The organism is Dyella mobilis, from assembly GCF_016904945.1.
Classification (GTDB): domain Bacteria; phylum Pseudomonadota; class Gammaproteobacteria; order Xanthomonadales; family Rhodanobacteraceae; genus Dyella_B; species Dyella_B mobilis.
Window position 1 is genome coordinate 821,742 of sequence record NZ_JADIKF010000040.1, and the last position, 23,444, is coordinate 845,185.

Consider the following 23,444-nt stretch of genomic DNA (forward strand, 5'->3'; position numbering starts at 1 on the left):
TGCTGACACCGTCGTGTCAGCAACGCCTGGGGATTGTGCCACCGCATTCGTGCCATTCCAGCACGCTGGGCGATACCAGCCCGGAAAGATCGATGCCTACCGCCTTGCAGGCATCGAGCGTATCGGCCAGGACCTTCGCGGGACGAGCATCGCGCGCCTGCACCGGCAGATTGAGCGCCTGCCACTCGATCAGGTCCAGCAAGCGCGATGACCACTCATAGAGCGCATCGGCGCGCTCCGTAAAACGGTGATGAAACCAGGCTCGCAACGGCGCGTGCACGTCGTATCCATAGCGCTCGGCAATCCGGCCAGCAAAGGCGCCGACTTCGCCGGCGATGCCGCGAAACCACTCGGTATGCCCTCCCGCCGCCTCCGACACCAATAACGGAGCGCTGGCCCGATGCTCCGGCCAGCGTTCGATCAGCAGTCGCTCCACGCGCCGCGCATCGCGCAGTGCACGCGTCTCGATCAGCATCCCCTGCTCCAGGTCGAACAGCGCGAAGAAGCGCGGATGAAAGCTGCGGAAGCGCTGGACGGGGTCATGGGTAAAGCCCACCTTGGTCAGGTCTTCTCCCATGCTTGGCAGCACGTAGACAAAAGTCCGCCCTCGGCGAGGCTCATGCAAGACATCCAGGTTGAGATACGCATCCGGCTCGTTCACAGCACTTCCCAGGATGTCCGGGCAACTCGACCGGCAACGATTATCGGGCAATACTTCGCCGCTAGCCGTTCGGGGGAGAAACGATTGAACCAAGCACCGTCATCCAAAGGCAGCCTGGCCTGCGTGGGCATCGGCATCACCCTGGGTTCGCACATCGGCGCACTGGCCCGCAGCCACATCGAGCAGGCCGACGTGGTGTTCATGGGGGTCTCCGATGGCGTGGTCGAGCTGTGGCTCAAAGGCATGAACCCGGACACGCGCAGCCTGCAGCCCTATTACGCGGAAGGTAAATCACGCCTAGATACCTACCGGGAAATGGTGGAGGCCATGATGACCGAGGTCCGTGCCGGCAAGCGCGTTTGCGGAGTGTTTTACGGCCATCCCGGCGTTTTCGCCTGGGCGCCGCACAAAGCCGTCGAAACGGCTCGCAGCGAAGGCTTTCCGGCGCAGATGGAGCCGGGCATCTCCTCTGAGGACTGTTTATATGCCGACATCGGCATAGATCCTGCCACTTTCGGCTGCCAGCACTACGAAACCAGCCAATTCATGCTTTACCGGCGGCGCATCGATCCGAGCGCCTGGCTGATCCTGTGGCAGATAGGCCTGGCCGGCGACAAGACCAACCTCCGCACTACCACCGGGCCCGCCTACAGGCAGGTATTGGTGGAAATCCTGGCGCGCGACTATCCACTGGATCACGAGGTCATTATTTACCAGGCTGCAACCCTGCCCATTCAAACGCCGCGTATCGAGCGGTTGGCGCTCGAAATGTTGCCCCGGGCGGAAGTCGGCATGACGGACACACTGGCCATTCCACCCGCACGCGGCATGGAAATGGACCCCGGCGTCCTGGCGCAGCTGCACGCGCTGGACAGCGAACTGGGGACGCTCCTTTCAGGTTGAGTAGCCAGCAAGGATTAGCTTTTCACAATCGTGAACGACCACTTCGAGATCACGCCGCAAAGTGGTCCGCCTATTGCCTTCGGCACAGTGCCACGTGCCGAAGCTCGTGCCGAGCTATGATGGGCGCTGGCCCGCCGCCGTTCCAGGATTCGGAGGAGCGGCGCAGCAGGGATAATGTCAAATTGCTGTAGCTCAACAGGGGGTTGCCTGAATGTCCACCGTGGTCGATTTTTTGGAAAAAATGGGGAGCGATGCGCGTTTGCGACACGCCTCCAGGGATGAGGTCGAACTGGCCCTGATCCAGGCAGATATCGCAGGCCCAATGAGCGACGCCATCCTGGCCGAAAATGCGGCGCTGGTACGTGCACTGCTGGGGCAGGCAAAAACGAGCAACTCGATATTGACGCCTTCGCCTTCGCCTTCGCCGACGCCACACGAGATACCGAAGCCGAAGCCGACGCCGGCTCCGACACCCGCACCGGGCGAGGAAGAGGACGAAGAGAACGACAAGGCAAATCCCGCCGGAAACAAATCTTCAAATCAGATCGGCGGATCGTCTTTCACATCGTCGCGCAGCCAGTCGTAGCACGGAAAATGCCTGCTAGAGGCGCCACGCGTTACACGTGCTTGGCAGTCACGGCGCTGCTGAGCACGTTTATCTGTGCGTCGATTGGCGCCACCGCCACCGCCAACGCCACTCCCGACGATACGGCGCGGCTTTTCGCCCGCGCCGATGAAATCAAGCTGGTTGACAATGCCAGCTACGTAAAACTGATTGCACAGCTCGAAAATCGGTCGTCCACGCTGTCTGAAACGGACAAATGGCATCTTCGCTACCTGGAGGGCTGGCAGGCGACCTATGTCGGCCAGAATGACAAAGCACTCCGGTTGCTTGGCGATGTAATAAAGCAGGCATCCGACGACGATCTGCAGGAACAGGCCAGGGCGACCATCATCAACATCCTGTCCAACAGCCATCACTACGAGGAGGCATTCTCTTATCTTGACCAGGCACTCGATGAGCTTCCTCACATCGTCCGCAACAGCACACGCCAGCACGTCCTGGCAGAAGCCGCACAGCTATTGTCGGAAGCAGGACAGTACGATCTCGCCATAAGTTATGCCGAGCAGCTCATGCAGATTCCTGCTGCAAACGATTACAGCTGCATCGGAAACAACATCAAACTTGATACCGAGTTCCTCAAAGGGCCACATACCGAGTCACTGCTCTCACAACTTCAGGGTGGCGTCCAAACGTGCATAGCGGCTGGCCATTTGCTCATAGCCGATAGATTGCGCAAGGACATAGCGAGCATTGAAGTTGAGCAGGGCAAGCTCACCGATGCCATTGCATTGCTGCAAGGCACCTACACCGAAGTGTCGAAGCTCCAATATCCGGAAGTGATCGCCGGGTACGACGATCTGCTCGCGGAAGCGTACTGGAAGCAAAATGACGCGTCCCTGGCGGAAAAATATGCCACGGCAACCGTTGACGTTGCTTCTAAAGCCGATTATGTAGCGGCACTGAGCAAGGCCTATCAACTGCTCTACCAGATCGCCCGGGAGAAAGGCAATCTGAGCGAGGCCCTTGTGTACCACGAAAAGTACATGAGCACGGACAACACTCGCCTGGACGACGTACGAGAAAAAGCGCTTGCCTATCAACTCGTCAAGCAGCAGGTAGAGGCCAAGAAAGTAGAGCTGAATTCGCTCAGCAAGCAAAACCAGATTCTTGAACTGCAGCAGGCGTTGGACCACAAGGCGGTGGAAGCCAGCCGCCTGTATATCGCCCTGCTGCTTACCGTGCTTGCCTCGATCGTTTTGTGGCTTTATCGCCTCAAACGCTCACAGCTTCGCTTCATGCGCATGGCGCACCACGACGGGCTGACCGATATCTACAACCGCCAGCACTTCGTCCACGAGGCGGAACAGGCGCTGCGCTTTGCGGCGAAGTCCACGCAACCGGCCAGCCTGCTGCTGATCGATCTCGATCACTTCAAGGCCATCAACGATACCCATGGCCACGTAGCCGGCGACCAGGTGCTGTGCCACGCCGTCGCGATATGCCAGCGCTACCTGCATTCCAACGACATCTTCGGCCGGTTGGGCGGCGAGGAGTTCGGCATCCTGCTGACCGACTGCAGCGCCGAAGTGGCGATCGAGCGCGCCGAGCAGATCCGCCTTGCCATCTATACCTGCTCGCGGGAGGAAGACGAATGCATCCCCATTTCGGTCAGCCTCGGCATCGCCTCGACAACTCACCACGGCCACGACCTGCATCTGCTGTTGATCGCTGCTGACGAAGCGCTTTATCGCGCCAAGCGCGACGGCCGCAATCGCGTGGTGATCAACATATCGCCCTCCGGCAGCGCTACGCGCACCAGTGCCTCGGGCGCCCGCCCCGTTCCCGTTCCGCCGGGGCGCGAACCCTTCGATTACGCGGCGGGCAAGTAAGCATCTCCCTCTGCGCGATCCGCTCCCTCGTGTGGAGGGAGCGGATCGACCGAAACGGAATGCGCGTTTCAGCTCCCGTTACTTGCTCGAATCCTGCCCCTTGCTCAGGTCGATCATCGGCATCGAGCCGCTTCCCACGACTTGCGGCAGCGCGCCATTCCAGTGCTGCAATCCGTAGAAATGCGCGTATTCCGGATTGTTCTTCAGCGCGTCGCCTACCGTCTGGATCGCCTTGGCTTGCGCCTGTGCCTGCAGCACCGTCGCCTGCGCTTCACCGTTGGCGCGTTCCACCGCAGCGGTCGCTTCGGCGTTGGCCGTCACGGTTTTCTGCTCGCCTTCGTATTTCTTTTGCGCCACGGTGTTTTCCGCCTGCACCGCCAGGTTTTTTGCACGTACGGCTTCCTCGATGGACTGGTCGAACACCGGCGAGTAATGGATTCCCACCAGCTGCACGTCAATCACCTCCACGTCGAACAAGCGCAGCAATGCTTCGCTGATGTCTTTGCGCATCTGCGCGGTGATCTGCGCGCGCTGGTCTGAAATGGTCAGCGTGTTGTACTGCGCGAATGCCGCCAAGGCGCGGTCCCTCACCACCGGCAGGATGGTCGCTTCAATATCCACCGCACCCGCGCGGCCTACGTGATACAGCAAGTTCATCACGGCAGAGCTTGGAATCTGGTAGATGAGGCTGACGTCGATCGTCACCTTCTGGTTGTCGTTGGTGTAGACGTCGAGTCCGTTGAGCGTATAGATCGAACGACTGGTCTGCAGCCGGTCGACGCTTTCGAAGAACGGCACCTTGAAATGCACGCCCGTGGTCAGCGGCACACTGGTCATGGGCGTACCGCCCATCCACCGCGTGCCAGCCTCCTCGCTGGGCGAGACCACGAAAACGCTGTTTAACAGCAACGCGATCACGACGATGACGACAAGCAAGCCGCCAACGCCGAAACGACCCGAAAAACCGCGCAAATCCTTGGCCGGCAGATTAAGCATGGATCTTCTCCATTACAGGTGCAGTGAAAGTACGTGCAGCAAGGTCCGCCACGGCGGGCAGTCCGGCTGCGGATTTCGAAGCGTTACAGGCTCAGCGGCTCAGGGCCGGGCAATCTTCACCGCAGGTAGACGGCAGTTGCCGGAGCGGACCTGATCAGGTGCGGACATATGCGTGGCTTCCCCCTTGGATGGGAGGCATCTTGGCTCAAACGGGAGTGGCGCGCGAGGCGCGGCGTTGCCAGGAAAGCTCAGCGTCAGGATGGCTGGTTCACGGCTCTTTGCTTTGCGCAGTAGGCGCGAATGGGCGAATGCTTCGCCAATGCGCGGCATTATCCTCCCTTTCCGGAAAAAAGCGCACCCCGCCGAAAATAAATTGCGAAGAATTTACGCGGCGGGCCTGCCGTGCGCATAGCTCTTTTACCCCGCCCGACGCGACCATGCGTCACTCCGAGGCAGCCCGACGAGCATCGCTACCGTGACCATCATGATCATCCAAGGGCCACACGCCACGGCCCGCTCCCTCAGCCAGGATTTGCTTGGCCACCTGAAGCAGCTCGCCTTGTCGGCAGGACGCACGGTGGAGGTATGTACCTGCAACGGCATGCGCGAATTCGTGGCACGCATTCGCACGGCAAAACCGCAGTCCACCGAATTCATGCTGCTGGCCCCCGGCAAGCTGGCAGAGCAAGCCCATGCTCATCCCGAGTCCGGACTGAGTGACGCGCTCGATGCGCTGGACATGCCTTATATCGAAGTGCAGGACGATTGCGATGCCGCGCTGGAGCAGGCACACCAGGCACCGTTGGCAACCGTGGTGATCAACGGCGATACGGTGGCGAGCTATCGCATTGCGCTGGGCATCGCCCTGCGGCGGCTCAACGCTGCGCTCTAGTTTTTTCGGTATCCGCAGCCCGCCACAACCGCAACACGTGCTCGCTCGTCCTTTCATCACGCAGCACTCACATCCGTGGAAGAGGCGTTGACAAAATTCGTTTCATCGAACTTCTCGCTTCGATCGTCACTTCCGCGTAAGCAACACAACTGCTCGTGCCCTTCCCCAATGCGTCAGGTGACGCGGCGAGTCAGTCGCACAAATCGTCATTGACTCGCCACGCCTCGTTTGCATCCGGGTCGATGCGTTGGAAAACAGGCACTTCCGGGGACCGGTTCGAGCACCGCGGCCGGCCAGTCCTCAATCACTCATTGGCGCGCTTCCTGCTTACCTCTGGTTGAAGACACTACGTCGAGACAACCCTCGCGCGACGGCCCCGGCCATCCGTGCGATCTGGCGCTCAGGGGGAGCGGTGGCAAGGCGCAAAGACAGCGGCATCCAGATGGTCTCCGGGCTGCCATGGCCTGCAGGCATCGTGCTCGGCGTAACCAGTTACGTGGCCGTGCGCTACGGCGTGGGCTGGTGCGTGGCGACGTTCGGCGGTTCGGTTGGTCAGACCCTGGACGGCACGCTCGCCGATAGCACGTATGCACCCATCGCCTGGCTGCTGCTGGGCGCCTGCTGGCTGGCTGCGTTGATTTCCTTCCTGGACGAGCGGCGGCGGCGCCACCTGCGCGGTATGCAAAGCGGCGTGGGCGTCTTGAGCACGATGGACTGGCGCGAATTCGAAATGCTGGTCAGCGAAGCTTTCCGCCGCCAGGGCTACAGCGTGCGCGAGATCGGCCTCAGCGACGGCGATGGCGGCGTCGACCTGATCCTGCACAAGGACGGCATGATGACCCTGGTGCAATGCCGGCAATGGCGCACCAAGCTGGTAGATGTGAAATGGGTGCGGGAGATGTACGGCTTGCTGGTTCATCACCACGCGGACGTAGTGAAGATCATCGCCATCGGCAGCTATACCGATGATGCGCAGCGATTCGTCCACGGCAAGCCGATCGAATTGATCAACGGCAATACCTTGCTTTCGATGCTGCGCGACATACGCGCCCCGGCATCGGCCAGGACCTTGTAGAACCACTGCTACGAAAGCGCGGGAAAGGCCTGTTCCAGCGCACCGAACAGCTGTTGCATCAACGGCATCGCCTGGTAGATGCCGTCATCGCCTTGCGCATTGCGCATCGCGGCGGCGGCCGCCACGGCCTGTTGCGTCAAGGCCACGACCGTCGAAGAAGCCGTGGATTTGCCGGCATGCGCGTAAGCGTCGATACGCAACGCCATCGCATCCACCTGCCCGGCGAGACTGGCCAGTCGCGTTTGCAGATGCGTATCGACCGCCCTGCCCGCAGCATTCGTACACTCGGTGGTGCAAGCGCCAACCTGATGGGAAAGGCCGGAGAGGCCTTCGGTCGTGTCACGCGTAGTCATCGTCGCTCATCCCACGTGTAGTGATGCAAGCCATCACAGGCCCTTCAGTGCCGTGGCCAGATCGACTGCGTCCTGCACGGCTGCCTTGAACTCATCCAGGCTGATCTGCCGGGCCTTTTTCTGCTGCGCATCGGTGAGTTGACCATCGACGATCTGCTTGACCAATGCGTCGTTCGCCTGCTTGATGCCGATCAGCAACGTCGCCGCGGGCGAAGCCGGACGATAATCCCCCGATGCATTGGCCTGCTGCACACGACGGCACGCGCCCAGATTGGATTCCACCAGCGCCTGGTAACTCACCGCCTGTTTGACCAGGGCTTCGCGTGCGGCGAGGTCGTTGGGACCGTAGCCGAAGCTCAGGTAGTTCTTGATATCCGCAGCGCTGCGCAAGGCGTCGACGGGCTGCGTCGTGCAGAATTTTTCGTCGACGGCCCGGGCGAGCTGGCCGATCGCATCGCTGACCTGGCTTTGCAACTGCGGCTGACTCAGCATCCTCGTTACCGCGGGCGTCGAACCGCCCTGTGCAATCACCGACTGGATACCGCCGGCCAGCGAAGAAAGCGGCGCGGCCAGGCCACTGCCGCCAGTCGTCCCGCTGGATGCCTGGTCGTGGTCCGCGTCCGCCGCCTTGACCTTTACAGACTTGGGTTTGGACTTGAGCGACTCGCCCAAGGTCTGCAACCGCTTGGCCTCTTCGCCAAGCTCCGGTGCAACATCCTGCCCCGGGTGTCCGGTCAGCGCAGCCAGCGAATCCAGGTATCGGGTAAGAATCCGGATGCTTTCGGTGTCCGCGGCAAAATCGCTGCTGGCCAGCGATATGTACTGGAAGTCGGGCTTGAGCGGATTGTCGGTATAGGGAGATACCCGCTTCCAATCCTGCATCGTCAATGCCGCCGCGCAACGCTGCGCCGCCTGGCTTGGGCAAAAAAAGCCGTTTGCCGCGACCGTTCCGGCCAGGGGATGGCAGCGTAGCGCTCCTGCCGATTCATGCCTGCAGGACTGCGCTGCGTAAGCCTGGCAAGCGGCAGGCAGCGCGCGCGCTCTGCCCGATGGCAACTGCTCGATCGCCAAGGGAAGTGCCGTGGGGTCGTCGATGCCCGGCGCCGTGCGCTGCTCGCCCGGTGAAAGCACCGGACATTGCGCATCGACCGCCCAACGAAAATCGTTGTAGGCATCGTTGGCGCTTACCAGGTCCTGGTAGAACTGCTGGGTCGATGCGATGGCCTGGCGCGACGTATCGACAAACGAGGCGGCCGCCTGCTCCTTCACCACGCGTTCTCCGCAGGCCGTCAACAAAACCAGACATGCCAGCGAGCCCGCAACACGAACTGCGAATCCGCTTCGCATACGCCTACCCTCGTGAACGATGCCGCGATTCTGCATCATTTCGCCGGAGGCCGACAAATTCACCGCATCGTCACGCGCCCGCGTCGCGCTGCTTGCGCCGAACGATTCCGGCGGGCAATGCCTCGCATTGCCCGCCGCCATGCAACCCAGCGCTTGCTCAGGCGTTCGCCGGCGACGCGGCCGCCGCCTGGATGGCGCCGATCAATCTGGCGTTGTCATACGCCAACCCGGCAGCGCCCCACGATCCCTCCTCGACATAAACGATGTTTGTCCAGATGTGATCGCGTTGCAGGCGCCCCTCCGCGGCGCGTTCCACGGCGGCGGTCGCCGCTTCGATAAACGCCTGCTTGTCTTCGGGCCGGGCCAGCGCAATCTCCGGCAGCTTCAGTTCGACAAACGCGGCCGGCGCAGGCTTGCCGCCCGCAAAGACGTGGTTCTTGGGCAGCACCTGCAAGCTGCCGACGACATTGGGAGTCATGAAGGGATTGCCGCTGAGCTGGGCAATCCCGAGCAACGAACGGGTCAATTCGGCAAACACCTCGGCCTCAGCCTTGGCAGACAACAAGCCCTCGGGCACGGTTAGCGTGATCGGCATGATGAAATCCTCAGGTTGGCGGGGTGGCCGGCCGTGCTATAAAAACCAGCCACTCTCTATACAATACATACCGATCACTCTCTATACAAGAGAGTGATCACTCTTTAATGGACATTCGCATGCGCTATTCGACCGAGCACAAGCAAGAAACCCGCACGCGCATCCTGGACGCCGCCGCCCGCGTCTTCCGTCGCGAAGGCTACGGCGGCTCCGGCATCGAAGGCCTCACCAAGGCAGCCGGCGTCACCAACGGCGCCTTCTACGGCCATTTCAAATCCAAGAGCGAAGCCTTTCGCACCGTGGTGCTGGCAGGACTCGAAGAATTCCGCCTTACCATCGCCGGCTTGAAAGCGGAGGGCGGCAAGCGCTGGCTCAAGACCTTCGTCGACGTATACCTGGGGGCCAAGCGCACCTGCGACATCGGCGAAGCCTGCGCCTTGCCTACGTTTTCTCCCGAGATGACACGGGCCGATCCGGATACCCGCCACGCTTACGAAGAAGAACTGCTGCGGCTCATCGATGAGGTGTCTTCGGGCCTGGGCCATCGCACCGCCAACGAGCGCGACGAGAGAGCCATTGCCCTGCTCGCCCTGCTTTCCGGCGGCGTGACATTGGCGCGCGCCGTGCCCGACCCGGTCCTGGCCGAACGGATTGCCAAGGCGGTCGGCAAGCAGGCGATGGCGATGACTTCGTCCGCGCCGTCATCGAAAGCGAAATGATCGCGACAACACTCGTCTTCTCTGCCATCACACTGGACCTGTCATGCGCTTGCCACGTTTTCGCACATCGCCTCGCTGCAATCGGCTCATTCCAACAGCGATTGCCGCACTCCTCATCGCCGCAACTCCGTTGCAAGCAGCACCGGTTGCACCGATAACCCGCACCGTGCTCGAACGGCATCCCATTGCGGGCACGGACGAAACGATGGAAGTCATCCTGGTCGTCTACCAGCCCGGCGTGTCGGCACCGCCGCATCACCATTCCGTGGCGGGACTCAACTACGTGCTCGAAGGATCGGCCGAATCCGCCTATGGCAAGGATGCGCCGAAGCTTTATCGCGCAGGCGAGACCTTCCAGGATCTTCCTGGCGTGCCGCACACCGTTTTTCGCAACGCCGACGCGCACAAGGTGCTGCGCTTCCTGATCTTCGCCAACGTACACAGCGATCAGCCTTACACCATCGCGGATTGAAGCCACGCGCGTGAACGCTTCGTGATGGCGTACGCGCTGTCCGCTGTCCGCGCGATGTCCGGAAATACTTCCGAGACGTCCGCGGACAGTCGCCCTGATAGATGCAGATATTTGAGAAATGGCTCTGCAATGCGGTTTTCCAGCGATTTGAATGCTTGGCACGGCCTTTGCCACATACCCATCGAAGGCTTCAATCATTCAACTCAAGGAGAACCACCATGAAATTCGAGACCCTGATGCTGCATAGCCTGTTCGCCGCCTGCCTGCTGATCTGCGTGATGACCGTCGGCTCCATGCTGACCGCTCCGCAGCACGCCGCACATCTCGCCGCGGCTCACGCGACTGCCGCTGCGGTTCATTCCGCCGGCTGAGCAACGACGATCCGCCACAGCTTCCTCGCAACGTTTCATCGAAGGACTCTCATGACATTCGTTTCACGCCTGGCCAGCGGTGTGGTTACGGTACTCGCCTGCTCCACGGTTATCGCCCAGACCGCTCCCACCACCCTTCCCGCTTCAGGCGTGATCGGTATCCAGGAAGCCATGCTGTCACCCGATTACTGGGTAGCGAAGCTCTCGTCGCCAAACCAGGTGATTCTGAGCAAGGCACAGATCGATGCGCAGAACGCGCAATTGTTCAAGACCGATACCAGCACGTATGACCTCGCCAAGATCGGCCCCGCGCTCACGCGTGCGCAAATCCAGGGGTGGATCGAGCACGTTTCCAAGCTCGACGACAAACCGCTTTACGACGAACACGATCAGCCGATTCCGCGCTCGACCATCGATGCCGTCGTTGCCGGCATTGCGCTGGACCAGGTTCCCGCCGTGTCGCAGGCGCGCTACGGGCTGGTGGTTCACCGCGTATCGCTGCGCAATTTCCCGACCAGCCTGCGCGCCTTTCCCGGCAAAGGGCTGCAAGATTTCGAGCGCTTCCAGGAAAGCACGCTTTTTCCCGGTGATCCGGTGGCGATCGTGCACACCAGCCTCGATGGCCAGTGGTTCTTCGTGGTCAGTCCACGCTATGCCGCGTGGGTGGAGCGTTCCGCCATCGCCGTAGGCAGCCGCGACGAAGTGCTGGCTTATGCAGCACAAACACCCTCTCGCGTGATCACCGGCGACAAGGTGCGCACGGTCTATACCCCCGAGGCGCCTGCCGTATCGGAGCTGCAACTGGACATGGGCTTGCGCATTCCGCTGGACAACCTGCCGCCGGATCAACCGGTGAACGGCCAAGGCCCCTATGAAGCGTGGACGCTGAAGCTGCCGGTTCGTGCCGACGACGGCTCGCTGCGCTTCCAGCCGGCCCTGCTGCAGCGAACGCTCGACAGCTCGCAAGACTATCTGCCGCTGACCCAGGCCAATATCGTGCGCCAGGCATTCAAGTTCCTCGGCGAGCGCTATGGCTGGGGACACCTGTACAACGGCCGCGATTGCAGCGGTTTCGTTTCCGATGTCTACCGCAGCATGGGTGTGCAGATGCCGCGTAATACCGGCGACCAAAGCATCAGCCCGGCCTTGCACCATCGCGTATTCACTGCCGCCGACAATCACGCCACGCGCATGCAGGCCATCGCCCAGGCGCAAACCGGCGACCTGATCTACATTCCCGGCCACGTGATGATGTTCCTGGGCCGGGTCGATGGCCAACCGTATGTGATCCAAGATGTCGGCGGCCTGGTGTTTCACGACGCCAGCGGCAAACTGCGCTGGACCAAGACCAACGAAGTGTCGGTAACCCCGCTGTTGCCGCTGCTGGTCAGCGACAAGCTTTCGTACGTCGACGCCATCACCAGCATCGTGCACATACGCTGACAAGAGCTACCATCGCCGGCATGAGCGAAACCGCCAACGACAAGCCGTGGTACCTGTATCTGATCGAGTGCCGCGACGGTTCGTTCTATGCGGGAGTCACCAATAATCTCGACAACCGCTATCAGGCTCACGTGGAAGGGCGCGGTGCGCGCTACACCCGCTCGCACCCGCCTTTGCGATTGATCGGCGCGCGCCGCTACCCCAATCGGGCACAGGCGTCGCGCGCCGAATGGGAAATCAAGCAACTGCCCAAGCACAAGAAAATCGACTATCTGCAAAACGACGCCTGACGTCGACCGAAGGGCCTATGGCGATGGTTCGCCATGGCTCGCCCCGCCGGGGTCGCCTCCCGCTGCAACGATCGCGTACTCGCTCTGCACCAATCCGCTGGCATACGAGCGCGTGAGCACGTGCCTCAGCACGATATCGCGCGAAGTCGCGCCGAACAGCGGAATTCCGGTGCCGATCAACACCGGAACGCGCGTAACGATCAGCCGCTGGATCAACCCCGCGCGCAAAAACCCCTGAATGGTGATGCCGCCATCCACATAAACGTGCCCGATGCCGCGTGCGGCAAGCGCCGCGGCGATCTGCGCCGGCGGTCCCGACATCTGCTCCATTCGCGCGCCGTCCGGCGCCTTGGCCAGCGCGTGCGAACTGAGCACGAAGACCGGCTTTTCAGCGTACGGCCAGGTCTCGAATCCAAGCACCGTCTCATAGGTGTTGCGGCCGATGACCAGCGCGTCCACGCCGGCCATGAACTCCTCATAGCCGTGCGGCTCGCCGCCGTCGGCCGGAAGAAAATCGAGTGCACCGTCCAGGCGCGCCATGAAACCATCCACGCTGACTCCTACAAAGACGGATGCTTTCATCGCCAGCCCCTCGTTTGGTCGAGGCGCCAGCTTACGCCGATCGAAAACCGCGTTTTCAGCCGGCCTGCACCTGACAGCCGCCATTGCGCTTGGCCGCGTACATGCGTTCGTCAGCGAGGATGGACAGCTTGTCCGGCGTCTGCGCGTCGTCCGGGAACATCGCCAGGCCGATGCTTGCACCGATCTGCATGCTGCGCCCTGCCACCGGCAGAGGCTCCTGCAGCAGTTCCTTGAGCATGCCGGCCACTTCGGCCGCCTGCTTGCGCGTAATGGGGCCTTCCAGAATCACCGAGAATTCGTCGCCACCGGTGCGCGCCAGGGTATCCACGCGCCGCAGGGACGCCTCGAACAGACGGGCAACCTGCTGCAGCATTTCGTCGCCGGCATGGTGTCCCAGGGTGTCGTTGACCTCTTTGAAACCGTCCAGGTCGATCGCCAGCACGGCCGTGCGTCCATGGCGTTGCCGCGCGCGCTCCATCGCCCCGCTGATGCGGTCCTGGAACAGGCGCCGGTTCGGCAAGCCGGTCAGTACATCGTGATGTGCCAGGTGCTGGTTGCGTTTGAGCTGGGTCTCCAGCAGCAGCAGGATCATGCCCACGGCCACCAGGTACTTGGGCAGGTTCCACACTTCCGCCCCTACCTCGACCTTCGGCATATAGATGTCGAACACCATGCCCACCGGAAATACCAGCGACCAGGCCAGCAGGCCCAATACCGTCACCACGAATCCGCCCGTCCTGCGCTGGTTGGATACCGCAAATTGCAGGCAGCAGATGAAATAGGTGGCGAACAAAGGCAGCACGCCCATCAGATCGGGGCCGTGCTTGGAGAACTGCCAACGCATCAAGGTTGCGGCCAAGGCGATATTCACCACCACCATGATCCACCGGCTGGCTGGCCGATGCGCGCGCGGCGTGGCCGCGACAATGGCCAGCGGCACCAGCGCAAAGAGGCTCGCGGCCGCCTGCATGATCGGCTGCGATGGAATCGTCTCCAGCGAGGTCAGCCCGATATAAAGCGTATAGACGAACGAAACAGCCCAGAACAGCGCAACGGCTCCCCATTGTTTCGGCTGGGGATCCATCGACCAACAAAAGAGCTGCGCGCACCAGACCAGCGAAGCGGTGCCGGCGATGTCCGCGATGACGCCGCCGGTACCCGGCACGTCGAGGAAGGAGTACGCAGCGAAGTGAAACTCCACGCATATCCATCCTGCCAACCACAGGCGCGTCATCAGGCCGCCGCTCGGACGCGCCACCGAAATGAACGCGTAGATCAGCAATCCAACGGCTAGCAGATCAGGGAGTTCTTTCCAGGACATTCACTCGGGCCGCGCACGCCGTGCAGCCCGCCACGGGCTGCTCGCAACTGGTTGACGTAAATTTTTACGCAACATCCCTGTCCGGCAACGGGCGGCCCCTTCCGGAACTACGCTGGCAGGCCATCCGCCTTTCCTGGCTGCACAGCGGCTTTGGTTGTAGGTACATCGTTTTATATGTCGTGAAACCATTAATGCGATGCATGCATGGCGTCGCAGCGCCGGCAAGCATGATTCGCATTCACAAAACCATCACGAATTCGCTGCAAGCACATCGGCAGCTCCACCAATATCTTTAAGGCTGAATGACACGGCGCCGTGCGGCGGCTTTTATCAGCCACCTGATCGCCGACTCCTGGTTTTTCTAGCAAAGGCAATGCCACGACCCGGCAAATGAAGGAAATCGCGACCGTTGAAGGCAATTCGATGCCTCCCGGTTTTGCATGGGAGCCCTGCGGGGTAACGAACAGGCCAGTGCGCCTGTTCGATCTGCGCAACGCTTTACATTTCTTTACCCGCCAATGCGGCGGAAAGGACAAATCTGCGGCAAAAAAAGACCGGGAGAATCACTCCTCCCGGTCCTTCAGTCTTATCGCCACGAATGGCGAGAGTCTTGGCTCAGTTCGATTCGGTGAAGCTGATCGACGGGTTCGAGCCACCTGCGGCAGAGCAGCTGCCCAGGTTCAGGTTGTTGCTCTCGCCGGTGGTACCGGAGTCGGCCACGCAGGACGGGGCAGCGGTGGAGCCGTCGCTCACCGCCAGGTTCACACCGATGGTGGTGCCGCTGTTGAACTCGGCTTCCGAACCGCCGGCATTGCCGACGACGTTGAACTCGCCGGTGTTCCACACCTTGGAGATATACAGGGTGCTGTCGGACTGGCTGGTGCTGTAGGCCTCACCGTCATACGTCACCACGGCGGTGTCGTTGCCGCCCGAGGTGGCCGTAGCGGTCAGTTTCAGGCTGGCCAGGCTGGCCGGCGAGATATCCGGCGGAAGCGCGGCGTTGCTGTTCTTGTAGCAGTCGCCCGAACCGTCGCTGCCGAAGCCGCTGGGGCAACGGCTGCCGCCGTAGCCGATCAGCCAGTCCTGCATGAAGATGGCGCCTTCGCCATTTTCTTCGTAGTCCGTCGCATACACCCACTGCTGCCACACCGTGCAACCAGAATGGCTCTTGCACGCCGAGGTGGTGGAGGTGAACTGCGTATTGAGCTGCACCGAGTACTCGTTCGCACCCAGGATGCCGCCGTCGCCGTATGCCGCAACGCCAATGCTCTGTTCGGAGGTAACGCCCGATACCGTCGGGAAGGTACCCACGGCCGACTTGATCAGCGCCGAACCGGTGTTGATGGTGTAGTCATTGCCGTTGCCGGCGGTCTGCGGTGCGCCGAACAGATAGTAGTGCGGCAGCGGATGCGCGTGGGTCGCGGTCAGGGCGCGGCACGAAACCTGCTGCCAGACGATGCTGGGATAAGAAGCGTGGAAGCAACCTTCCGCTGGCGTGGCAATCTTGGCCATGTCATCGCGCCACGCGGCACGTGCCACGGCTTCCATCGGACCCACCTGTTGAACTGAAGACGATCCGTAAACGTTCGTGGACGGCGCCGCGAAAACAGCCGGAACGAAAGCAGCGCTTACAAGACCAGCCACGAACACAAAATTCAACTTAGCTTGCATTGCAATTCTCCCCAAGTGCAAAAAGCGATAGGTTGCGGCCTCGGACAATCCGAAAGCCGAGTTACTTCCAACAGCACTTCCCCACACGCGGGCAACGCAAAGCGTTGCAACGTGTCCCCTGCGGTCAGCTTCTCTCCTCTCCTGGAAAGAAGAAAACGCGGCGATAACAGATCCGTCTGGTAATCGCTTCGGCCGCCAGGCGCGTAAACGCCATCGGGCTTCAGCTACTTGCTGGCGCTGCCATGGCCTGCGATATCGCCGCAGTCATGCGCTACCTCAAGTGCTCAGGTCGCTCTCCGCAACCCGCAGCAGCCACCGTCTGTGCCATACGCGCGATTGCATCGTGACTGACGCAACGGGCAGGTCAGGCTGGGTGGCTGTGGTGTTCCAGGCAACTCCCCCAAGCAGCCGTGGAACCCATCCCCTTCTCTCTCACTCCCCAAATTTATCCGACACTGCGATCCGGTTTGCTCGACTGGTTCACGTCAGAATGCAGTTAGCCACGTGTACGAGTCGTGACGCCAAACGTGCGCAAAACTTTGCGCATACCTCTAGCCCCAAGCGCCTTGCAAAGAAGATCACGTCACCTGTGCTCAGTCAATAATTATGTGCGGCACGAAACGGGAAGTGTCGCGCGTGATGAGCGTGGCATCTTCGCGAATACCCATGCCGGCCGGCGTGTCGCCCACCACCCAGCTACCGATCAGCGGATAACCGCCGGCAAAACGCGGCAACGGATGAAATGCCTGACGGATGGTCGGGCAGTGCGTATAACGCCCCGGCGATTCGATGTACTCGCCGCCAGGCAGTGCCATTTGCACGTTGGCGCCCTCGCGCGAAAACAGAGGCTTTCGCACCCATCCTGCCGGCAACGGCGCAGCGGCACGATCTTCAAAAAATGCGGGAAGCAAATGGGGATGACCTTCGTAGCGCTGCCACAGCAAAGGCATGATGCCCTTGTTGCTGAGCACCGCTTTCCAAGGCGGCTCAATCAACTGAAGTCCGGACCTGGGCAGATGAGGCCCGTACGGTTCGACAAACAGGTTTTCCAGCGGATAAAGCTTGAACAGCGCGCCGATCACCTTGTTTTGCAGATCCGTAAACGTACCCTTGCTGGACAGGCCGATATCTTCCAGCGCGATGATCTCGCCATCCAGGCCTGCTTGTATGGCGCAGTCGCGCAGGTAGGCGACGGTACCCTGGTCTTCGGCACTGTTGCGCACTGCGGCAAAGTAAAACGGCCGGCGAACGTGTTTCGCAAGCGTGGCAAAAGCGAGTATCAACAGCTCTTGTAACTGGTTGAACTGGTCGGCGGCCTTCGGCAGCACGCCGCGACGTTGCTGCTCTTCCAGCCATATCCATTGAAAGAACGCTGCCTCATACACGGAGGTGGGCGTATCGTAATTGAGCTCGTACAGCTTGGCCGGCCCGGTGCCGTCATAGACCAGATCCATCCGGCCATACAGATGCGGCTGGCGACGCTTCCACGATTCGGCGATCCAGTCCCAGTAAGGTTCGGGAATGGCCAGGCGCGTCAACAGTGCTTCGTTGTTAACGATGTCATCCATCAGCGACAGCGCAAGCGAGTGCAATTCGTCGGTCGGCGCTTCGATATCACGCTCGATCTGTTCCAGCGTGAAGGCGTAGTAAGCCGACTCATCCCAATAGGGTGCGCCGTCGATGGTATGGAACAGGAAACCGTAGCGCTCGGCCGTAGCCTGCCAATCGGGTCGCGGTGCAACAACCATGCGCTTCACGTTTGAGTCAACGCTCGATGCTCAACTGTGCCCGCCCTCGCCGTCGCCGCCGAAACCGCCGCGGCTCACCGTATCGCCCTCACCGGCCACTTCACCCGAAGACACCGTGCGCCAGCCCGAACCGCCACCGGCATAGACACTGCCGTAGTGCGGCGAATAGTCGCTCAGATCGCGCTTGCGAAAAACCGGCCCCGCCGGGTAGTACGAGGTAACGCCGCCATGCACGACGCGCGCGATCAAAAAGGCCGCCATGCCCGCACTCCAATAGCTATTGCCACGGGCGTCCTGGCTCTCGACGCAGGTGTTCTGTTCGTAGGTGGCCCAACAATCCGATTCGTTGGCGTAGTGCATCTCGTCGCCGGGCGCTTCTTGCACTGCACGGTTGTAGGCTTCCTGGCAGCTGGCGACCGGTACGCCGGCCTGCGTACAGGCATCCACCGACACGAATTCCTGCTGGCTCTTTTGCGTATCGTCGCAGGCGCTGATAAACAGCGGAGTCAACCCCATGACCACCAGCGACGCCGTCCTTGATCGTTTCATACCATCCCCCGACAGGTATTCGGGAGAGCATAAACAGTGGCCGGAACCTACGCAATCGGGCGCGGGCACATAAAAAAAGAGGCGCCCCGTGGGAGCGCCCCTTACCTGCCGGGAAAATCTTCGGGCGCTATTGAAAGTAATAGTGCACGCCCAGGGTGAAGCTGTTGTTGTGCCGGCGGATGCCATTCGCATTCGACTTGTCTGCCGTCCATTCCGCCGCCACGCCGAAGCTGCGAAGTGCCTTGTATTCCACGCCAAAACCATAATGCAGGCGCGAATCGGGCCATTGCGAGGTGGCACCGATACGCAAATAGGGCATGTAGCGCCCATCGATCGGCACACCCAGCTTCCCATCGAAGCCGGCATCCTTGCGGGTGGTGGAGCCGTGGTGAAAATCCGCGAAGGCTTCGCCGCCCAGCATGATCGGGCCGGCGTCGAATCCGAAACCTACCGTGACGCCGGGAAAGAACGAAGTATGCGATGGCTGCCGAAGCCTTCCGGTAGCGTCGGAAACGTTGGCGCCTGCCTTGGCTCCTACATAGAGCCCGGAGAATGGGCTGCTGAAGTGCGAGCCGGTAAACAGCTGGTTAGCCTGCAAGGCCGAATCGGAGGTCTGCGCCTGCGCGGCACTGGACAAAACCACCGCCACGACGGAGAGCATTCGCTTTCTTTTGATTGACATGCCTGAAGAGAACCGAAAAGGGAGCGCAAAGCTAGCCCTCTGCCGCCACACCCTCTATCAGACAGCACTTACGTCAAGTCGAATCCGCTCGGAATTTGCATTATTCAAAATAGTCCTACAGGTAAGTTGGCCTTCAGACGTCCGACCATCAACCAAGCTTCTTGCCAGCCAGACGGATATGTCGCGTCTTGCCGAGCAGGCTATGGATCAGCACCACCTCGTGCACCGGCCACGTCACCGGCTCGATGGGCTCGAACGGCACCGCGGGCTTGTTGTAGGCCATGGTCAGATGCGGCGTGAAGGAGGCACGCGCATGTTCCGCGAGGGCCGCGCTGCGCAGATGAAGCGCCAACTGCGCGTGCAGCGCGTGCAGCACTTCATTGCCGCCACTGCCGGTGAACACGAACGCGCCCCGGGACTGACGGCTGTTGAAGCTGCCGGCCTGATCGAAGCGAATGGTGAAAGGCTCGGCAACCGTGCGAGACAACGCCTGCACTGACTGCTCGATCAATCCGGGCGGAAGCTCGGTGTAGTCGCCCAGGTGGAACAGTGTGACGTGCAAGCGCTCCGGCAACACCGCGTCGCCGCCGATCCGCCGGCCGGCCAGGTACTTCGTGGCAAGGGCGTGCAACTGTGCCGCGTGCTGCGTATCGGGAAAAACCGCCAGAAACAGGCGATCGGTGGGAATGGCCAGATCGAAGCCCGGCAATGATCCCTGAGACATGATGAGTCACCTGCTTTTTTTGACGGCGAACTATTTTCCGCCCCTCGGCGCAAACCGGCAAATGCCACGTGTGCCGTGGATCGCGATCGGGCAACACCCTGCCTGCACGGCCGATTATCGAGCCGTGCCATTGCACGCACACCTCGCTCAGGACCCTGGGCCGAACCGCTTGCGCATCCCCCACAGGCGTATGAACCCGCTGACCGCACAAAGCGCTGCGGGCACATAAAGCAGCCACTGATTGCCGCGGTGATTGAAGTGCCCCAGAAGCACCATCAGCATGGCACAGGCGAGATAGATACCCACCAGGATGCCCGCCGTACGCAAGCTTTGCACCGGCGGCAGAGGGCCGTTGGCCATGCGCTTGCCCGCCTTGCCCTCGCTCAACCAAATATAGCGATGGCGTAGAAAGCTGATATAGAGCAATGCCAGCAACGGCTCGGCATTCGCACCGCAATCCACTGCCAGGGGTTGTCCTGGCACGGCGCGAAATTTCAGCTGCGGGGAACGGCACCAATCGATTTTCAGCCACACCACGTGCTCGCCTTCGCTTACCTGCACCGTGACACTGGCACCATTGGCAACCTGCGCGACTTCCTTGCCATCGACCACCACCCGGTAATTCCGCATGCGGTCGGCCCACGGCACGTAGGCGCGATGGACCGTCAATTCAACAACGTGAGCATCCACGAGAAACAACCCCCTGATTTCCACGAGCGCCGAAGACCGGCCCCGATGGCTTCCCCGTACCAAGACGGTTTGGCCGCGCCTAACCCCACCTGGCAATCGTTGCAAATCCGCGCGCGACCATGGCCGGCCCGCTGCATTTTCCCACGGCGTCCACGTTGCCCGTGACGAGTGCGTGAAGGCTGCACAAGGGCTTCCAGCACTGTTCTGGTCAACTTCGATCGTGAGACGGTGTTGCTTTCCCGACGCAAAGGAACGTCCCCATGGTGGGTAAGGCAACCGGGTTCGCTGTGCGCCCACGGCGTTTTACAGCGATCCGCAACAGCATGCTCTGCACGGCCGTCAGCACACTGATCGCTGCGCTTCCCGCCTTCGCAGCACAGACCGACCAGCCGCCAACGGCGCGCACGGTGGACGTCGTCGACCATCTCTTCGGCACGGCCCTGCCCGATCCCTACCGCTGGATGGAGGGCGCGCACAATACCGAGTTCCAGCAATGGCTCGTCGCCCAGGGCGCATACACCCGCCAAAAGCTCGATGCCTTGCCCACGCTGAAATCCTGGCAAGACGCCTTGCAGAAAATCAGTACCAGCACCGTCATTCATCGCGCCCAGCAGTACGTCGATGGCAGGTTGTTCTTCATTCGCCAGGGCTCCGGCGGCAACGGCACCCTGATGATCCGCGAGGCGAACGGCGCCGAGCGCGTGCTGCTCGATCCGGCGACGCTTACTGACCACGGCGGCCATGCTTCGATCACCCTGTTCTCACCCTCGCCCGACGGCAGCAAGGTGGCGGTGGATATCGATCACGGCGGCACCGAAGTCACCCGCCTGGAAGTGCTCGACGTAAAAACCGGCAAGCCCACGGGCGACGTGGTCGAGCCGGTGTGGGGCGAGTTCGGCGCCGAGTGGCTGCCTGACGGCAAGGGTTTCGCCTATACCCAGATGGCACCATCCGACCAGCGCACCGGCGACGACCCCATCCAGGATATGCGCTTGCGCATGCACTGGATGGGCACGCCCGCCGCGCAGGATGCGTACCTGCTGCGTGCCGGCAACGGGCAAGGCACGAATGCGTCGTTTGCGATTGCGTCCAATCACTTTCCCGATATCCAGTTTCCCACCGGTTCGCGCTGGGCCTTGGGCATGGATCAAAGCGCGGCGACCGAGCAGCGTTATTGCGTAACCACCCAGGAGCAGGCCGTAAAGCCTGGCGCGACGTGGCGCTGTATCGCCAACGTAGGCGACGAGGTGGTCGCCGCCGCCATTCACGGCGATACGCTTTATCTGGTTTCCGCGAAACGGCGCTCCAACGGCGAATTGCTCGCGCTGGATCTTTCACGCCCGGATGCGTCACTCAAAGATGCGCACTCCATCCTGCCAATGCAGGACGACGAAAAAATCATCGACGCCAGCATTGGCGATACGCAGATGGTTGCTCCGGCACGCGATGCTTTGTACGTAAAAATTTCTAAAGACGGCATCGATGGCGTGCGCCGCATCGATTACCGCAGCGGCAAGGTGGAAACGATACCGATGCCGCTGGTCGGCGCCGCCTCGCTATTTCGCACCAACGACACCCAGGACGGGTTTCTGCTCGAATTGCGCGGCTGGACGACGCCGCCGAAATCCTGGCGCTACGATCCTGCCACGAGCGCCATGCACAGCCTCGGCCAGGACGAAGCCAGTCCCGCCGACTACAGCATGGTCGAAGCGACCGAGACCGAGCTGATCAGCGCGGATGGCACGCACGTGCCGCTGACGATCGTGCATCGCAAAGACATCAAGCTGGACGGCTCCCATCGCGCCATCATCTACGGCTACGGCAGCTATGGCATGTCCGTCATCACTTCGTTCAAGCCGGTCCGCCTGGAATGGGTCAAACAAGGCAACGTTTTTGCCTTTGCGCACGTTCGCGGCGGCGGTGAAAAAGGCGAAGCCTGGCATCTGGCGGGCAAAGGACCGAACAAACACAAAGGCGTGGAAGACCTCGTTGCCGGCGTGGCGCGATTAAGCGAACTGGGCTACAGCCGTCCGGAGCGCACGGCACTGATCGCCGGCAGCGCAGGCGGCCTGCTGGCCGGCGGCGCGGTGGTGCAGCACCCGGAGAAATTTGGCGCTGCCATCATCATGGTCGGCATGCTCAATCCGGTTCGCATGGCCGAAGAACCCAACGGCGCCAATCAGTTCGGCGAATTGGGCGATCCGCGCAAGGCCAGCGATTTCCCCTCGGTGCTGGCGATGGATCCGTACCAGCAGATTCGCTCGCACGTGGCCTATCCGGCGGTGATGCTCGACGTCGGCCTCAACGACAGCCGCGTAGCACCCTGGGAAACCGGCAAGTTCGCGGCGCGCCTGCGCACGGCCACTACCAGTGGCAGGCCGATCTGGATTCGCACCGATGCCAACGCAGGCCACGGCATCCAGCGCTCGCTCGGTGCGGAGGCGGCCGAATACGCCGATATCTACGCTTTTCTGGACGCGCAATTGCCGGCGCCTGCGCCATGACGGGTTGAACGGAGGAATGGCATTTCAAGTCCATGCCGCGCACGGAAGTGCCTGGCGTGACGCATCAATGGCGTAAATGTCCGGCCCCTCCTCCTGCACTTGGGGAGGGGCCGCAGTACCAAGCGTGTTGTCAGGTGCGGCAAACGCTGTACGCTGATCCGTTCCGATTCGCTCTACGAACCTTGCAACGTGAAACCCGAAGATCTGCAGCGGCTGGTCACCGTCACCATGCCCTACGGCAAATACCAGGGCCGCCTGATCGCGGACCTGCCCGGTGGCTACCTCGCCTGGTTCGCCCGCAAGGGCTTTCCGCGCGGCGACCTGGGAAACTTGCTGGCGCTGATGCTCGAACTCGACCACAACGGGCTAAGGCCCTTGCTCGATCCGCTGCGAAAGCGTTGA

At 61.4% G+C, this 23,444-nt stretch carries 25 protein-coding genes; 12 read left to right on the plus strand and 13 right to left on the minus strand.

What is annotated here, in order from left to right; all coding sequences use genetic code 11:
* Window positions 1-16: 16 nt before the first annotated feature.
* Window positions 17-661 carry a GIY-YIG nuclease family protein gene (locus ISS99_RS20025; RefSeq protein ID WP_204633365.1) on the minus strand — a complete coding sequence of 215 codons (645 nt, stop codon included), beginning with the start codon at window positions 659-661 and terminating at the stop codon, window positions 17-19.
* On the opposite strand from ISS99_RS20025, the gene ISS99_RS20030 reads away from it, so the two are divergent.
* From ISS99_RS20030 to ISS99_RS20040, 3 genes are all read left to right on the plus strand, one after another.
* Complete coding sequence (locus ISS99_RS20030; protein WP_204633367.1) at window positions 620-1,564, plus strand: SAM-dependent methyltransferase; 945 nt, start codon at window positions 620-622, stop codon at window positions 1,562-1,564. The genes ISS99_RS20025 and ISS99_RS20030 overlap by 42 nt on opposite strands.
* Window positions 1,565-1,775: 211 nt before the next feature.
* On the plus strand, window positions 1,776-2,150 hold the full coding sequence (locus ISS99_RS20035; RefSeq protein WP_204634035.1) for a hypothetical protein: 375 nt from the start codon (window positions 1,776-1,778) through the stop codon (window positions 2,148-2,150).
* Window positions 2,151-2,191: 41 nt separating this feature from the next.
* Window positions 2,192-4,018: a GGDEF domain-containing protein gene (locus ISS99_RS20040; protein ID WP_204633368.1), complete on the plus strand. Its 1,827-nt coding sequence runs from the start codon at window positions 2,192-2,194 to the stop codon at window positions 4,016-4,018.
* A gap of 78 nt (window positions 4,019-4,096) precedes the next feature.
* Here ISS99_RS20040 and ISS99_RS20045 read toward each other — a convergent pair whose 3' ends face one another.
* Window positions 4,097-5,014 carry a prohibitin family protein gene (locus tag ISS99_RS20045; RefSeq protein ID WP_204633369.1) on the minus strand — a complete coding sequence of 306 codons (918 nt, stop codon included), beginning with the start codon at window positions 5,012-5,014 and terminating at the stop codon, window positions 4,097-4,099.
* Between the two features lie 484 nt (window positions 5,015-5,498).
* On the opposite strand from ISS99_RS20045, the gene ISS99_RS20050 reads away from it, so the two are divergent.
* A complete protein-coding gene (locus ISS99_RS20050) occupies window positions 5,499-5,906 on the plus strand; it encodes a type II 3-dehydroquinate dehydratase (RefSeq protein WP_239538469.1) in 408 nt (135 codons plus the stop codon).
* A 412-nt stretch (window positions 5,907-6,318) separates the two neighbouring features.
* A complete protein-coding gene (locus tag ISS99_RS20055) occupies window positions 6,319-6,981 on the plus strand; it encodes a restriction endonuclease (RefSeq protein WP_284343673.1) in 663 nt (220 codons plus the stop codon).
* Window positions 6,982-6,989: 8 nt separating this feature from the next.
* On the opposite strand, the gene ISS99_RS20060 is transcribed toward ISS99_RS20055, so the two are convergent.
* The 3 genes from ISS99_RS20060 to ISS99_RS20070 form a co-directional block, all read right to left on the minus strand.
* Window positions 6,990-7,334, minus strand: coding sequence for a hypothetical protein (locus ISS99_RS20060; RefSeq protein WP_204633371.1), 345 nt, complete (start codon window positions 7,332-7,334; stop codon window positions 6,990-6,992).
* A 33-nt stretch (window positions 7,335-7,367) separates the two neighbouring features.
* Window positions 7,368-8,606: a hypothetical protein gene (locus ISS99_RS20065; protein WP_204633373.1), complete on the minus strand. Its 1,239-nt coding sequence runs from the start codon at window positions 8,604-8,606 to the stop codon at window positions 7,368-7,370.
* Window positions 8,607-8,838: 232 nt separating this feature from the next.
* A complete protein-coding gene (locus ISS99_RS20070) occupies window positions 8,839-9,276 on the minus strand; it encodes a hypothetical protein (RefSeq protein ID WP_204633375.1) in 438 nt (145 codons plus the stop codon).
* A 119-nt stretch (window positions 9,277-9,395) separates the two neighbouring features.
* Between ISS99_RS20070 and ISS99_RS20075 the strand changes: the two genes are divergently transcribed.
* From ISS99_RS20075 to ISS99_RS20095, 5 genes are all read left to right on the plus strand, one after another.
* Window positions 9,396-9,995, plus strand: coding sequence for a TetR/AcrR family transcriptional regulator (locus ISS99_RS20075; RefSeq protein ID WP_204633376.1), 600 nt, complete (start codon window positions 9,396-9,398; stop codon window positions 9,993-9,995).
* A 205-nt stretch (window positions 9,996-10,200) separates the two neighbouring features.
* Entirely contained in the window at window positions 10,201-10,467 is a 267-nt protein-coding gene (locus ISS99_RS20080; protein WP_204633378.1) for a cupin domain-containing protein, read from the plus strand.
* A 218-nt stretch (window positions 10,468-10,685) separates the two neighbouring features.
* Window positions 10,686-10,838: a hypothetical protein gene (locus ISS99_RS20085; protein WP_204633379.1), complete on the plus strand. Its 153-nt coding sequence runs from the start codon at window positions 10,686-10,688 to the stop codon at window positions 10,836-10,838.
* A gap of 51 nt (window positions 10,839-10,889) precedes the next feature.
* Window positions 10,890-12,281 (plus strand): C40 family peptidase, encoded by a 1,392-nt coding sequence (locus ISS99_RS20090; RefSeq protein ID WP_204633381.1) that lies wholly within the window; start codon window positions 10,890-10,892, stop codon window positions 12,279-12,281.
* A gap of 20 nt (window positions 12,282-12,301) precedes the next feature.
* Window positions 12,302-12,571 (plus strand): GIY-YIG nuclease family protein, encoded by a 270-nt coding sequence (locus ISS99_RS20095; protein WP_204633382.1) that lies wholly within the window; start codon window positions 12,302-12,304, stop codon window positions 12,569-12,571.
* A 15-nt stretch (window positions 12,572-12,586) separates the two neighbouring features.
* Here the strand turns inward: ISS99_RS20095 and ISS99_RS20100 are convergent, their stop codons facing one another.
* The 8 genes from ISS99_RS20100 to ISS99_RS20135 all read right to left on the minus strand — a co-directional run bounded on the left by ISS99_RS20100 (window position 12,587) and on the right by ISS99_RS20135 (window position 20,538).
* Window positions 12,587-13,153, minus strand: coding sequence for a dihydrofolate reductase family protein (locus tag ISS99_RS20100; RefSeq protein WP_204633383.1), 567 nt, complete (start codon window positions 13,151-13,153; stop codon window positions 12,587-12,589).
* A 55-nt stretch (window positions 13,154-13,208) separates the two neighbouring features.
* Entirely contained in the window at window positions 13,209-14,474 is a 1,266-nt protein-coding gene (locus tag ISS99_RS20105; protein ID WP_204633384.1) for a sensor domain-containing diguanylate cyclase, read from the minus strand.
* A 615-nt stretch (window positions 14,475-15,089) separates the two neighbouring features.
* Window positions 15,090-16,022 (minus strand): hypothetical protein, encoded by a 933-nt coding sequence (locus ISS99_RS20110; protein ID WP_239538223.1) that lies wholly within the window; start codon window positions 16,020-16,022, stop codon window positions 15,090-15,092.
* A gap of 716 nt (window positions 16,023-16,738) precedes the next feature.
* The gene (locus ISS99_RS20115; RefSeq protein WP_204633386.1) at window positions 16,739-17,902 is read right to left on the minus strand and encodes a glutathionylspermidine synthase family protein; all 1,164 of its coding nucleotides are present in this window, start codon (window positions 17,900-17,902) and stop codon (window positions 16,739-16,741) included.
* Window positions 17,903-17,923: 21 nt separating this feature from the next.
* Window positions 17,924-18,442: a DUF1190 domain-containing protein gene (locus ISS99_RS20120; RefSeq protein ID WP_204633387.1), complete on the minus strand. Its 519-nt coding sequence runs from the start codon at window positions 18,440-18,442 to the stop codon at window positions 17,924-17,926.
* 127 nt (window positions 18,443-18,569) lie between these two features.
* A complete protein-coding gene (locus ISS99_RS20125; RefSeq protein ID WP_204633388.1) occupies window positions 18,570-19,103 on the minus strand; it encodes a hypothetical protein in 534 nt (177 codons plus the stop codon).
* Between the two features lie 169 nt (window positions 19,104-19,272).
* Window positions 19,273-19,848, minus strand: coding sequence for an RNA 2',3'-cyclic phosphodiesterase (gene thpR, locus ISS99_RS20130; RefSeq protein WP_204633389.1), 576 nt, complete (start codon window positions 19,846-19,848; stop codon window positions 19,273-19,275).
* 147 nt (window positions 19,849-19,995) lie between these two features.
* Complete coding sequence (locus ISS99_RS20135) at window positions 19,996-20,538, minus strand: hypothetical protein (protein ID WP_204633390.1); 543 nt, start codon at window positions 20,536-20,538, stop codon at window positions 19,996-19,998.
* Between the two features lie 260 nt (window positions 20,539-20,798).
* On the opposite strand from ISS99_RS20135, the gene ISS99_RS20140 reads away from it, so the two are divergent.
* Both ISS99_RS20140 and ISS99_RS20145 read left to right on the plus strand, forming a co-directional pair.
* Window positions 20,799-23,042: a prolyl oligopeptidase family serine peptidase gene (locus ISS99_RS20140; protein WP_204633391.1), complete on the plus strand. Its 2,244-nt coding sequence runs from the start codon at window positions 20,799-20,801 to the stop codon at window positions 23,040-23,042.
* 189 nt (window positions 23,043-23,231) lie between these two features.
* Complete coding sequence (locus ISS99_RS20145; RefSeq protein ID WP_204633392.1) at window positions 23,232-23,444, plus strand: DUF3820 family protein; 213 nt, start codon at window positions 23,232-23,234, stop codon at window positions 23,442-23,444.

Excerpts from the sequence above, each read along its gene's own strand:
- ISS99_RS20030 (WP_204633367.1), top strand. The coding sequence starts at position 620 with ATGCAAGACATCCAGGTTGAGATACGCATCCGGCTCGTTCACAGCACT.
- ISS99_RS20035 (WP_204634035.1), top strand. The coding sequence starts at position 1,776 with ATGTCCACCGTGGTCGATTTTTTGGAAAAAATGGGGAGCGATGCGCGT.
- ISS99_RS20045 (WP_204633369.1), bottom strand. The coding sequence starts at position 5,014 with ATGCTTAATCTGCCGGCCAAGGATTTGCGCGGTTTTTCGGGTCGTTTC.
- ISS99_RS20050 (WP_239538469.1), top strand. The coding sequence starts at position 5,499 with ATGATCATCCAAGGGCCACACGCCACGGCCCGCTCCCTCAGCCAGGAT.
- ISS99_RS20060 (WP_204633371.1), bottom strand. The coding sequence starts at position 7,334 with ATGACTACGCGTGACACGACCGAAGGCCTCTCCGGCCTTTCCCATCAG.
- ISS99_RS20070 (WP_204633375.1), bottom strand. The coding sequence starts at position 9,276 with ATGCCGATCACGCTAACCGTGCCCGAGGGCTTGTTGTCTGCCAAGGCT.
- ISS99_RS20075 (WP_204633376.1), top strand. The coding sequence starts at position 9,396 with ATGCGCTATTCGACCGAGCACAAGCAAGAAACCCGCACGCGCATCCTG.
- ISS99_RS20080 (WP_204633378.1), top strand. The coding sequence starts at position 10,201 with ATGGAAGTCATCCTGGTCGTCTACCAGCCCGGCGTGTCGGCACCGCCG.
- ISS99_RS20085 (WP_204633379.1), top strand. The coding sequence starts at position 10,686 with ATGAAATTCGAGACCCTGATGCTGCATAGCCTGTTCGCCGCCTGCCTG.
- ISS99_RS20090 (WP_204633381.1), top strand. The coding sequence starts at position 10,890 with ATGACATTCGTTTCACGCCTGGCCAGCGGTGTGGTTACGGTACTCGCC.
- ISS99_RS20095 (WP_204633382.1), top strand. The coding sequence starts at position 12,302 with ATGAGCGAAACCGCCAACGACAAGCCGTGGTACCTGTATCTGATCGAG.
- ISS99_RS20100 (WP_204633383.1), bottom strand. The coding sequence starts at position 13,153 with ATGAAAGCATCCGTCTTTGTAGGAGTCAGCGTGGATGGTTTCATGGCG.
- ISS99_RS20105 (WP_204633384.1), bottom strand. The coding sequence starts at position 14,474 with ATGTCCTGGAAAGAACTCCCTGATCTGCTAGCCGTTGGATTGCTGATC.
- ISS99_RS20110 (WP_239538223.1), bottom strand. The coding sequence starts at position 16,022 with ATGGAAGCCGTGGCACGTGCCGCGTGGCGCGATGACATGGCCAAGATT.
- ISS99_RS20120 (WP_204633387.1), bottom strand. The coding sequence starts at position 18,442 with ATGAAACGATCAAGGACGGCGTCGCTGGTGGTCATGGGGTTGACTCCG.
- ISS99_RS20125 (WP_204633388.1), bottom strand. The coding sequence starts at position 19,103 with ATGCTCTCCGTCGTGGCGGTGGTTTTGTCCAGTGCCGCGCAGGCGCAG.
- thpR (WP_204633389.1), bottom strand. The coding sequence starts at position 19,848 with ATGTCTCAGGGATCATTGCCGGGCTTCGATCTGGCCATTCCCACCGAT.
- ISS99_RS20140 (WP_204633391.1), top strand. The coding sequence starts at position 20,799 with ATGGTGGGTAAGGCAACCGGGTTCGCTGTGCGCCCACGGCGTTTTACA.